The sequence below is a fragment of the Methylophaga sp. F-2 genome (assembly GCF_056859315.1).
On the sequence record NZ_JBSXOF010000016.1, the window covers coordinates 102,984 to 114,781 of the forward strand.

At 43.0% G+C, this 11,798-nt stretch carries 13 protein-coding genes and 2 tRNA genes; 12 read left to right on the forward strand and 3 right to left on the reverse strand.

Annotated features, from left to right (window positions below):
- Positions 1–123 precede the first annotated feature (123 nt).
- From ffh to AC13DA_RS04765, 8 genes are all read left to right on the forward strand, one after another.
- Positions 124–1,491: a signal recognition particle protein gene (gene ffh, locus AC13DA_RS04730; protein WP_273182603.1), complete on the forward strand. Its 1,368-nt coding sequence runs from the start codon at positions 124–126 to the stop codon at positions 1,489–1,491.
- An 83-nt stretch (positions 1,492–1,574) separates the two neighbouring features.
- Positions 1,575–1,823: a 30S ribosomal protein S16 gene (gene rpsP / locus AC13DA_RS04735; protein ID WP_040576276.1), complete on the forward strand. Its 249-nt coding sequence runs from the start codon at positions 1,575–1,577 to the stop codon at positions 1,821–1,823.
- A 21-nt stretch (positions 1,824–1,844) separates the two neighbouring features.
- Positions 1,845–2,363, forward strand: a complete 519-nt coding sequence (rimM, locus tag AC13DA_RS04740) for a ribosome maturation factor RimM (protein WP_273182600.1) — start codon at positions 1,845–1,847, stop codon at positions 2,361–2,363.
- Between the two features lie 13 nt (positions 2,364–2,376).
- The gene (gene trmD / locus AC13DA_RS04745) at positions 2,377–3,120 is read left to right on the forward strand and encodes a tRNA (guanosine(37)-N1)-methyltransferase TrmD (protein ID WP_284452333.1); all 744 of its coding nucleotides are present in this window, start codon (positions 2,377–2,379) and stop codon (positions 3,118–3,120) included.
- Between the two features lie 13 nt (positions 3,121–3,133).
- A complete protein-coding gene (rplS, locus tag AC13DA_RS04750; protein WP_007145957.1) occupies positions 3,134–3,478 on the forward strand; it encodes a 50S ribosomal protein L19 in 345 nt (114 codons plus the stop codon).
- Between the two features lie 108 nt (positions 3,479–3,586).
- Positions 3,587–4,486 carry a site-specific tyrosine recombinase XerD gene (gene xerD / locus AC13DA_RS04755; protein WP_284452332.1) on the forward strand — a complete coding sequence of 300 codons (900 nt, stop codon included), beginning with the start codon at positions 3,587–3,589 and terminating at the stop codon, positions 4,484–4,486.
- A gap of 76 nt (positions 4,487–4,562) precedes the next feature.
- Positions 4,563–5,048 carry a YajQ family cyclic di-GMP-binding protein gene (locus AC13DA_RS04760; protein ID WP_284452331.1) on the forward strand — a complete coding sequence of 162 codons (486 nt, stop codon included), beginning with the start codon at positions 4,563–4,565 and terminating at the stop codon, positions 5,046–5,048.
- A 7-nt stretch (positions 5,049–5,055) separates the two neighbouring features.
- Positions 5,056–5,769: a DsbC family protein gene (locus AC13DA_RS04765; protein WP_007145954.1), complete on the forward strand. Its 714-nt coding sequence runs from the start codon at positions 5,056–5,058 to the stop codon at positions 5,767–5,769.
- Here AC13DA_RS04765 and AC13DA_RS04770 read toward each other — a convergent pair.
- On the reverse strand, positions 5,755–6,510 hold the full coding sequence (locus AC13DA_RS04770; protein WP_284452330.1) for a UDP-2,3-diacylglucosamine diphosphatase: 756 nt from the start codon (positions 6,508–6,510) through the stop codon (positions 5,755–5,757). The genes AC13DA_RS04765 and AC13DA_RS04770 overlap by 15 nt on opposite strands.
- Positions 6,511–6,554: 44 nt before the next feature.
- The gene (locus AC13DA_RS04775) at positions 6,555–7,136 is read right to left on the reverse strand and encodes a peptidylprolyl isomerase (RefSeq protein ID WP_007145952.1); all 582 of its coding nucleotides are present in this window, start codon (positions 7,134–7,136) and stop codon (positions 6,555–6,557) included.
- A 275-nt stretch (positions 7,137–7,411) separates the two neighbouring features.
- Between AC13DA_RS04775 and AC13DA_RS04780 the strand changes: the two genes are divergently transcribed.
- Together AC13DA_RS04780 and cysS are read left to right on the forward strand one after the other, a co-directional pair.
- Entirely contained in the window at positions 7,412–9,085 is a 1,674-nt protein-coding gene (locus AC13DA_RS04780) for a glutamine--tRNA ligase/YqeY domain fusion protein (protein ID WP_284452329.1), read from the forward strand.
- A 1-nt stretch (position 9,086) separates the two neighbouring features.
- Entirely contained in the window at positions 9,087–10,478 is a 1,392-nt protein-coding gene (gene cysS, locus AC13DA_RS04785) for a cysteine--tRNA ligase (RefSeq protein ID WP_284452328.1), read from the forward strand.
- A 41-nt stretch (positions 10,479–10,519) separates the two neighbouring features.
- Here the strand turns inward: cysS and folD are convergent, their stop codons facing one another.
- On the reverse strand, positions 10,520–11,377 hold the full coding sequence (gene folD, locus AC13DA_RS04790) for a bifunctional methylenetetrahydrofolate dehydrogenase/methenyltetrahydrofolate cyclohydrolase FolD (RefSeq protein ID WP_007145949.1): 858 nt from the start codon (positions 11,375–11,377) through the stop codon (positions 10,520–10,522).
- Between the two features lie 141 nt (positions 11,378–11,518).
- Here folD and AC13DA_RS04795 point away from each other — a divergent pair.
- Together AC13DA_RS04795 and AC13DA_RS04800 are read left to right on the forward strand one after the other, a co-directional pair.
- Positions 11,519–11,595 (forward strand) — tRNA-Pro (locus AC13DA_RS04795).
- Between the two features lie 37 nt (positions 11,596–11,632).
- Positions 11,633–11,709, forward strand: a tRNA-Arg gene (locus AC13DA_RS04800).
- Positions 11,710–11,798 lie beyond the last annotated feature (89 nt).

The following is an 11,798-nucleotide window of genomic DNA, read 5'->3' on the forward strand; positions in this document are numbered from 1 at the left end:
ACCTTAATACATCAATAATATAACGATGTAGCAATGACCGAAACAATATATCAGTTATAATGATGAATTAATTACTAATCCTAAATTCTGAAATTAGGACATCATTAGCTAACAAGGTGATCTATGTTTGATAGCTTAAGCGATAGACTCGGCAGTACTCTCAAAAAAATCCGTGGCCAGGGCCGTATTACCGAAGATAACGTCAAAGAGACACTTCGAGAAGTGCGAATGGCGTTACTTGAAGCCGACGTCGCTTTACCAGTAGTGCGTGAATTTATCGATAATGTTAAAGAACGCGCGATGGGACAGGACGTTTTGCGCAGTCTAACCCCCGGTCAGGTGTTGGTCAAAATCGTCAATGACGAACTTGTTGCGGTGATGGGGGATGACTCAAACTCACTAAATCTGAGCACCCAACCTCCAGCGGTCATTTTAATGGCAGGTCTACAAGGGGCAGGTAAAACAACCAGCGTAGCGAAATTGGCAAGATGGCTAAAAGAGCGGGAACGTAAATCCGTTATGGTCGCGAGTGCCGATGTTTACCGACCTGCTGCGATTGATCAGTTAGAAACCTTAGCAAAAGAAGTTGATGCACGTTTTTTCCCCAGCCAGTCTTCACAAAATCCTGTTGATATCGCGCGTAATGCGGTTGAACAGGCTAAACGTGATTATGTGGATGTGGTGATTATCGATACCGCCGGTCGTTTACATATAGACGATGACATGATGGATGAGATCAAGCAGATTCATGCTGCGATCAATCCGATAGAAACCTTATTCACTGTTGATAGTATGACGGGCCAGGATGCGGCGAATACGGCCAAAGCATTCAATGAAGCTTTACCGCTTACCGGTATCATTCTGACTAAAACCGATGGTGACGCGCGGGGCGGGGCCGCTTTATCAATAAGACATATTACTGGTAAACCCATTAAGTTTATGGGGGTAGGTGAAAAAACAGCTGCCCTTGAACCCTTTCATCCCGATCGTGTGGTCTCTCGGATTCTGGGGATGGGCGATGTGCTGTCACTGGTTGAAGAAGCACAACGTAAAATGGATGTTGGTTCAGCCGAGAAACTGGCTAACAAACTGAAAAAAGGCAAAGGCTTTGACCTGGAAGATTTTCAGGAACAATTACGTCAAATGGGCAAAATGGGCGGCATCGGTTCACTATTAGACAAAATGCCGGGGATGGGGAATATTCCTGCTGCCGCAAAACAGCAGGTGAATGATAAAGAATTGGCCAAACTAGAAGCCATCATTAATTCGATGACAAAAAAAGAGCGCCAGAAGCCTGAAATTATTAAAGGCTCGCGCAAAAAAAGAATTGCGGCTGGTAGCGGAACCCAAATCCAGGATGTGAATCGTCTGCTGAAACAATTTAGTCAAATGCAGAAAATGATGAAGAAGATGGGTTCAAAAGGCGGAATGGCTAAATTGATGAGAGGTTTGGGCGGCAAATTTCCTATGGGCGGAGGCCTGCCTTTCTAATAAGTGTCGAAAGGACTTTTCAAACTTCGGAGACTTGCGTAGAATACGACGGTTTTCCGATCCAGTTTTCAACGGGCTAAATTATGGTAACAATTAGATTGACTCGCAGTGGCGCTAAAAAACGCCCTTTTTACGGTATCGTAGTAACTGATTCACGCAGCAAACGTGATGGTCGTTATATCGAACGCGTTGGTTTCTTCAACCCGATTGCTCGTGGTCAAGAAGAAAAACTTCGTGTTGATTTAGACCGCGTTGCACATTGGATTAGCCAAGGCGCACAAACATCAGAACGCGTTGCTAAATTGATTGCAGAAGCTCAAAAAGCCGCTTAATAATTAGGTTGTCAGGGTATTATGTCAACATCCGAGGAGTTTATCCCGGTAGGTAAAATATCCGGTGCCTTTGGTGTCAAAGGTTGGGTGAAGGTGTATTCTTTTACCGAACCTCGTACCAATATTTTGCAATATTCACCGTTATTTTTATCCAGACGTGGCGATTGGATTGAAATCAAAGTGTCTGGTGGTCGATTGCAAGGTAAAGGTGTGGTGATGGGGATTGAAAACGTCACTGACCGTGATCAGGTTCAGCCGCTGGTTGGAGCAGACTTAGCGATTAAAAAATCGCAACTGGAACCCGTAGATGAAGACGAGTTTTACTGGAATGACCTTGAAGGTCTGACAGTGGTTAATCTTCAGAATCAGGTTTTAGGTAAAGTCGACCATCTGCTTGAAACTGGTGCAAATGATGTGCTGGTTGTTAAAGCTGAAGGGAAAAAAGCGGAAATATTGATTCCATTTGTAGTGGATGAGATTGTTAAACTGGTCGATTTGGATGAAGAAATTATCCAGGTAGATTGGAGTGAAGATTATTGATGGAAATCGGATAATGCACCTTGGTGTTATATCCCTTTTTCCTGAAATGTTTGATGCGATTACTCAATATGGAGTAACAGGTCGGGCGGTGAAACATGGTCTACTCAATTTAGACTATTGGAATCCGCGTGATTTTGCCTATGATCGGCATCGAACGGTAGATGACAGGCCATATGGTGGTGGTCCTGGAATGGTAATGAAAGTTGCGCCTTTGAAAGAGGCCATCACAGCAGCAAAGCAAAAGCTGGGAGATGGGGCAACCGTTATCTATTTGTCACCACAAGGCAAAAAGTTGGACCAGAAAAGTCTGGAACAACTGGCAAGTAAACAGAAATTGATTTTACTGGCCGGCCGTTATGAAGGTGTTGATGAACGCCTGATAGAAAAAGAGATTGATGAGGAATGGTCGATAGGTGACTACGTCCTCAGTGGTGGAGAACTGGCAGCCATGGTTATGATTGATGGTATGTCCAGATTGATACCCGGTGTGTTAGGTGATGAACAGTCTGCTGAGCAGGATTCTTTTGTGGATGGCTTATTAGACTACCCTCATTACACCAGACCAGAAGTTTTAGATGACCAGTCAGTACCCGAGGTATTGCTGGGAGGCGACCATGAAGCGATTCGTAAATGGCGTCTCAAACAGTCCTTGGGACGAACATGGTTGCGACGACCTGACTTATTAGACAAAGAGACTTTGACTAGTGAGCAGACTGCGCTATTAAAAGAGTTTATTGCCGAGAGCGGGCAGGATTAGTTGGGAGTTAACAATGAGTAACATTATCGAACAGCTTAACGCTGAACAAGTGAGACAGGATATCCCTGAATTTTCAGCGGGTGATACTGTTGTTGTTAAAGTTAAAATCAAAGAAGGCGACCGCGAACGTGAACAGGCGTTTGAAGGTATCGTTATTGCTAAACGTAACCGTGGTCTGCACTCAGCATTCACTGTTCGTAAAATCTCTAGCGGTGTTGGTGTTGAGCGTGTTTTCCAAACACACAGCCCAGCCATTGCAAGTGTTGAAGTAAAACGTCGTGGTGATGTGCGTCGTTCTAAACTTTATTATCTACGTGACCTGACTGGTAAAGCAGCACGTATTAAAGAAAAACTATAATCCGCATTGTCATAAACGACGATTGGAAAGAAAGGGTAGTGTGTATACACTGCCCTTTTTTATTGCTTAGTTGTTACTATCAAATATCAGATATTTAATAGTAGTTATATGAGCGAGCAACAGTCTTCTTATTATCTTGAACCTTTCCTTGACAGCCTATGGTTAGAATCTGGATTGAGTCAGCATACAGTTGATGCTTATCGACGAGATTTATTAGCCTTTTCAGCCTGGTTAGCTCAGTTTGATATTGATTTAGTTTCAGCCACCCAGCTGGATATCCAACGTTATCAAAGCCAACGCCTACGAGAAGGAAGAAAAGTCCGTAGTGAAGCCAGGCTGCTGTCCTCATTACGACGTTTTTACCGTTATTTATTACGTGAAGACATACGTGATTCTGATCCGACAGCACAACTTGACTCACCTAGACTTGGTCGTTCCTTACCTGATAGTCTCACCGAAGCCGAAGTCGAGGCCTTACTGACACAACCTGATATTACTGACCCATTAGGGTTACGTGATAGAACCATGTTGGAACTGCTCTACGCTGCAGGATTAAGGGTATCTGAGTTGGTGTCACTGCAGTTTGAGCAGGTGAATCTTCGCCAAGGTTTAATTCGTTGTATTGGTAAAGGAAATAAAGAACGCCTGATACCTATCGGTGAAATCGCTTTAGATTGGTTACAGCAATATTTATACGAAAGTCGACCGGCTATATTAAATGGGCAAATAACAGATGATTTATTTCCCACTCGTCGTGGTAAAGCGATGACCAGGCAAGCCTTCTGGTACATTATTAAACGCTATGCTGGTCAAGCGGGCATTGAAAAACATTTGTCGCCACATACGTTGAGACATGCATTTGCGACACATTTATTGAATCATGGGGCTGACTTAAGAGTGGTTCAGTTATTGCTGGGGCATTCTGATTTATCGACGACACAAATCTACACCCACGTAGCCAAAGAGCGATTAAAACAATTACATGGTCAACATCATCCCCGTGGTTGAGTGCTTATAACACTGACGATATCAATCACAAATGCTAAACTGGCTCGAATTTTTATAGCGTAATTTAGGTGAACAGATGCCTTCTTTTGATATCGTTTCTGAAGTGGATAAACATGAACTTGCCAATGCAGTGGATCAGACAAATCGTGAATTGAAGAACAGGTTTGATTTTCGTGGAACTGACGCCAAAGTGGAACAGTCTGACAAAGTACTGACTATGCATGCTGACAGTGATTTTCAGTTGGATCAACTGCTTGATATTTTGCGACTCAAGTTAGTTAAACGCGGTGTCGATGTTAGCTGTTTAGAGGTTAAGGATTCTGTTGGTAATGGAAAAATGCGTAAACAGGATGTATTAGTTAGAGAAGGTATTGATAAAGAGTTATCCCGGACTATCGTCAAGCTCATCAAAGAAAGCAAAGTGAAAGTGCAAGCCGCTGTTCAGGGAGAAAGTGTCAGGGTAACAGGCAAAAAACGTGATGAGTTACAAACGATTATTGCGATGTTAAAAAGTCACGATAAAATCGATATGCCACTGCAGTTTAATAATTTTAGAGATTAAAAGTCCCATGTTGAAATACACCATATTAGTCCTGTCCTTGTTAGGTGTCAGTGTTGTTCATGCCGATAATGATGAGCTACGTAAAAAAATAGAAAAGTCATTACAGGATGTGAAAGTAAGCAGCCTCAAAGCGATAGACGATACTGGACTTTACGAAGCGGTTATCAATGGACAAATCTTGTATTTTTCTAAAGATGGTCGTTATGTGATTCAGGGTGATATGGTTTCATTGGATTCAAGAACGAATCTAACTGAGCAACGCCGTGTCAGTTTACGCAAAGAAGCGCTTGATAAGCTCGATGAAAAAGACATGATTATTTTTGGTCCTGAAAAGGCCAAATATACGATTACCGTGTTTACCGATATTGATTGTGGCTACTGCCGCAAGATGCACTCGGAAATGGAAAAATACAATGATTTGGGAATTCGTGTGCGTTATATGTCTTTCCCAAGAGGCGGGATAGGCTCTAAATCTTACGATGATGCTGTTAATGTTTGGTGTGCCGCAGATAGACAAAAAGCCATGACCAAGGCTAAGCAAGGACAGGAAATTGCCACCAAAACTTGTGTTAATCCAGTCAAAACAGAATTTGAACTTGGACAACAATTAGGTGTACAGGGCACACCATCTATCTTCCTTGAATCTGGTCAGATTCTGCCTGGTTATTTGCCACCTGAAAAGTTAATTCAGGTGCTAGATGAGAACTCAAAAAAATCGTAAAGATTGTTGCTGATGATTAAGTCGGTGATCATGTAAGGTAAGTTGCTGATCATCGACTAATAGATAGCTGACTTTATCTTCCCAATCACCTAATACAATTCGATAGGCATCGCTATTGTTGGTTAATGAGACTTGATGAATGGCTGGACGATGGGTATGGCCATGAATCAGTAGTTTGACATTATTCTCAAGCATAATTTTCTCAACCTCTGCTTGATTCACATCCATGATCTGGCTCGATTTATATTGTTTCTTTTGCTGGCTTTGCTGTTTGATCTTATCGGATATTTTTTGACGAAAGCGGGCGGGTAGTTTTAAAAAACACCACTGCAAAAAACGATTATTAACCACTCTGCGATAACGTTGATAGCCGACATCATCGATACATAAACTATCACCATGTAATAACAGTGCTGGTTGGCCTGCCAGTTCTAATTGATAGCCATCCTGAATTAAAGTGGCATTGACTGAATCGGCAAATCTTTTTCCCAGCATGAAATCACGATTGCCGACCATAAGATAAAGTTTTACACCTGCTTGCGTTAAAGATCGCAGTGTTTCGATAAAGTCAGCAAATTCATCAGGAACTAAATCATCACCTAACCAGGTATTAAAAATATCACCCAGTATAAAAACGTCAGAGACGGTATCAGCTTGCTGTTGCAGAAAATGACAGGCAAGTGCGGTTAATTCAGGTCTGGCTGGGTTTAAGTGAAGATCGGAAATAAACAGTTTGGTCATGGGAGAGAAACCTGCTTGTAAAATAACAAGCAGGTTTTGTCTGATTAATTGATAACAGTTGCTTTAATGATGACGATATCTTCTGCAGGTACATCTTGATGAGGACCTCGCATGGTGGTATCGACTTCTCTTATGGCATCGACGACGTCCATGCCTTCAATCACTTCACCAAATACAGCATAGCCCCAACCGCTGGGCACTTTAGCCTGAAAATCGAGAAAACCGTTATCAACGGTATTAATAAAAAACTGAGCTGTAGCTGAGTGTGGGTCATTAGTTCTTGCCATAGCAACTGCGCCACGCTTATTGCTCAAACCATTATCAGCTTCATTTTCAATCGCTGCTTTTGTGGTTTTTTGCTGAAATTCTTGAGTAAAACCACCACCCTGAATCATAAAGTTTTTGATGACACGATGAAAAATCGTACCGTCATAGAAACCATCGTTGACATAACCAAGGAAGTTGGCAACCGTGACAGGTGCTTTATCTTCATTGAGTTCGATAACGATATCACCAAGACTGGTTTCAAGTTTAACTTGTGGCATTTTGGATGTCCCATCTGCTTGTATTGAAAAAGAAAAAATGGCAAATAGCCAACACAGCATTTGCACAAAACGTCTGATCATAAGGATATGTCCAGGATCAATTTTAAAGTCGACATGATAGAGCAATATGCATTCTTATGGGAACAAAGTGATAGGTATGGATATGACTTTTGTGAAGAGCCTGCACGATAAAACAGAAAAATATAAGGTAGTTGATGAGTCCACTTAATGTTTGCTAGCAAAGCAATAATCAACCAGTATTTAAAGCATTATTGAATCACTATTCAAAACAGCGCTGTTACCCAGCCCGGCGGAGAGCGTATAATGCGCGTTTTCATATAAATTTGTCATTCGATATGTCCGAATCAGCTGTTAATCATAATTTTATTCGTCCTATTATTCAGGAAGATCTTGATACTGGAAGGGTGACTGGAAAAATCGTCACGCGTTTTCCACCTGAGCCAAATGGCTACCTGCATATTGGGCATGCCAAGTCTATCTGTCTGAACTTTGGACTGGCCGAGGAGTTTGGCGGCGACTGTCATTTACGTTTCGATGATACCAATCCTGCAAAGGAAGAGCAGGAGTTTATCGAAGCTATCAAAGAAGATGTACAGTGGCTTGGCTTCCAATGGGCAGGCGATGTGCGTTATGCATCAAACTACTTTGAACAGTTTTATGACTGGGCTATTCATCTGATCAAACAAGGCAAAGCTTATGTCTGTGATCTGACTGCTGAGCAAGCAAGTGAGTATCGTGGCTGGGCAACTAAGCCAGGTAAAGAGTCACCCTTCCGCAACCGTAGTGTTGAAGAAAACCTGACTTTGTTTGAAAAAATGAAGCAGGGTGAGTTTGACGAAGGTTTTTGTGTGCTGCGAGCGAAGATTGATATGGCCTCGCCTAATATGAATATGCGTGATCCAATTTTGTATCGCATTCGCAAAAAAGCGCATCATCAAACCGGTGACAAGTGGTGTATCTACCCGAGCTATGATTTTGCACATGGGCAGGGCGATGCGATTGAAGGTGTGACGCACAGTATCTGTACGCTGGAGTTTCAGGATCACCGTCCTTTATATGAATGGTTTATCGAAAATCTGCCTGTACCATCACAGCCAAAACAATACGAATTTGGACGCCTAAATCTGAATTATACGGTGACCAGTAAGCGTAATCTCAAACAACTGGTTGATGGGCAGATTGTGGCTGGTTGGAATGATCCCAGAATGCCGACAATTTCCGGTATGCGCAGACGAGGCTACACTGCATCGGCTCTACGTTCATTTTGCAATGGTCTTGCTGTGGCAAAAACCGATGGTGTGGTCGATATTGCACAGCTGGAATTTGAGATTCGAAATGATCTGAATGAAAACGCAGCACGAGCGATGTGCGTACTCAATCCTTTAAAACTGACCATCACTAATGCAAGTGATGGCGTTGAATGGCTCGAAGTCGCTAATCATCCACAACAAGAGTCTATGGGGTATCGCTCAGTACCTTTTACAAAAGCGATTTATATCGATGCGTCTGACTTTACTGAAGACACTAGCCTGAGCCGGAAAAAATTCAAACGTTTAGTCATAGGCGACTATGTGCGTTTACGTGGTGCCTATGTGATTAAAGCCGATGATGTCATCAAGAATGATAGCGGTGATGTGGTTGAAGTTATTGCCTCGTTAGTACCTAATACAGTGGGTCAGAATCCACCTGCTGAAATGAAACCCCGCGGTGTGATTCACTGGGTTTCAGCAACAGAAGGTAAGGAAGTTGAGCTGCGTTTATATGACAGATTGTTCCTGGCTGAAGCACCTGGAAAAGAAACAGGTAACTATCTGGACGATGTTAACCCTGACTCTCTGAAGGTGATTAAGGCTGTTGCGGAACCCGCTATTGTTAATTGCAAGCCAGAGACGGCTTTCCAGTTTGAACGAGAAGGCTATTTTGTCACTGATCGTTATGACCATACCGTTGATTCACCGGTATTTAACCTGACCATTGGTTTAAAAGAAGATACGTCAAAAAATAACTAATATGCTAAAAATCTATAATAGTCTCACCCGACAGAAAGAAGTGTTTAAACCCTTGCAGGAAGGCAAGGTCAATATGTATGTCTGTGGTATGACGGTATATGACTTGTGTCATGTTGGCCATGCTCGTGTGATGGTGGTTTTTGATGTAGTCACACGCTATTTACGCGCATTAGGCTATGACGTTACCTACGTCAGAAATATTACCGATATCGACGATAAAATCATTAAACGCGCTGCAGAAAATGGCGAATCAATTCAGGCATTGACTGAACGTTATATTGATGAAATGCACAAGGATGCCGATGCCTTAGGTGTGCTTAGACCAGATATTGAGCCTAAAGCCACTGAGTCAATGACAGAAATATTGGCGATGATTGAGACCCTCATCAGTAAGGGGCTTGCTTATAAAGCTGATAATGGTGATGTGTATTACGACGTTAGCCAGTTCAACGGTTATGGCAAATTATCGGGTCGTAATATTGAAGATCTACGGGCCGGCGAACGTATAGCTGTCAATGAAGCAAAAACAGATCCATTGGATTTTGTTTTATGGAAAGCCGCCAAGGCCGGTGAACCTGCTTGGGAATCTCCATGGGGGCTGGGACGACCTGGTTGGCATATTGAATGTTCTGCCATGTCAGCACATTGCTTGGGTGAGCAGTTTGATATTCATGGTGGCGGGCAGGATTTACAGTTTCCACACCATGAAAATGAAATAGCTCAATCCGAGGGAGCTCATGGTTGCCAGTCAGTGAATTACTGGATGCATAATGGCTTTGTGCGTATTGATGATGAAAAAATGTCCAAGTCTTTGGGTAATTTTTTCACTGTGCGTGAAGTACTCGAGCAGTACCCTGCAGAAGCTATCCGTTATTTTATTCTGTCGAGTCATTACCGTAGCCCGCTGAATTATGCCGAAGATCAGCTTGAACAAGCCAAAGCGGCGTTAACACGTTTTTATACTACCTTGCGTGATGTGGATACAACACAGAAGGTAAACTGGCATGATGATGAAGAGTTTGGTGGACGTTTTAAAGCCGCCATGGATGATGATTTTAATACCGCTTTAGCACTGTCAGTGATGGCTGATGTCAGACAAGCGATAAATAAGGCGAGAGAGCAGGCACAATCTGAAGCAGTCGCTTATCTTGCAGGTCTATTGTCATCTTTTGGTGACGTGCTAGGCCTTTTCCAGCAAGATGCCGATAAATTTCTGACAGGAGATAGCTCATCCGATCAATTAGCGGTTGATATCGATAGCTTAGTCGCTGAACGTAATCAGGCCAGAGCTGACAAAAACTGGGCTCGTGCCGATGAAATTCGTGATCAATTGACTGAAATGGGAATTGTGCTTGAGGACGCTGCCGGTAAAACGAGCTGGCGTCGACTATAACAACATGCGCGCCTGCTTTTTTATCGCAGGCGCTTATATCTTTAGTTTTTATGTAATGTTTCGGCGGCAAATAAGGTATTTTCTAGCAATGTCGCTACGGTCATTGGTCCCACACCGCCAGGTACTGGGGTTATCCAACTGGCTTTTTCTTTTGCTTTTTCAAATTCAACGTCGCCAGTCAGTTTGCCATTCTCTAAGCGGTTAATACCCACATCAATGACAATAGCCCCCTGTTTTATCCATTCACCTGGAATAAAGTTGGGTTTGCCTACGGCAACCACTAATAAGTCAGCGCGGCGAACTTGTTCTTCCAGATTATTCGTCCAGCGATGACAAACTGTGGTTGTGCAACCGGCCAGCAATAATTCCAACGCCATAGGACGACCAACAATATTTGAGGCACCTACCACAACTGCTTCGAGTCCTTTGAGATCAACACCGGTAGTGCGAAGTAAGGTAATCACGCCTTTTGGGGTGCAAGGTCTGAGTTGTGGATTGCGTTGAGCAAGACGGCCAATATTGTATGGATGGAAACCATCGACGTCTTTATGTGGCGCAATTCGCTCAATGACGGTTTCCGCAGAGATGTGTTGTGGCAGTGGAAGTTGAACGAGAATGCCATCAATCTCATCATCTTGATTTAAGGTATCAATCAAAGATAGTAACTCTTCCTCGGATGTTGTTTCCGGAAGATCATAGGCTTCAGATTTAAATCCGATTTCTTCACAGCTTTTCCGCTTACTGCCTACATAGACCTGAGATGCCGGGTTAGCGCCTATCAATACGACCGCAAGACCTGGACGACGTTTACCTTCAGCTAGTCGTTCTGTTGTCGCTAATTTCAGTTGTTGTTTGAGGTCAGCTGCAACTGCTTTGCCATCGATAATCTTTGCGCTCATTCAATCATTCCCGCTTATGCAAAAGCCGCTATGATCGCATGATGTGAGCCGAACAGCAAAAAATATCAAAACAGTGATTGACTCTTAAATTCTAACCACGTATTATTTCGCCTTCTTCGGGGATGACTTCTCGAATTAAGTCGGGGCATAGCGCAGTCTGGTAGCGCATCTGGTTTGGGACCAGAGGGTCGGGAGTTCGAATCTCTCTGCCCCGACCACTTCTTAACCCATGTCCTCGCTTAGTAAAAATCATATGCGCCCGTAGCTCATCTGGATAGAGCATCGGCCTTCTAAGCCGAGGGTAGCAGGTTCGAGTCCTGCCGGGCGTACCATATTCTTATCTTCCCTACATTACTGACTTTTAATAAAAGCAATCAAACATGATTATTTTTGATGCTGTTTTTTATTGTCTAGAATAATG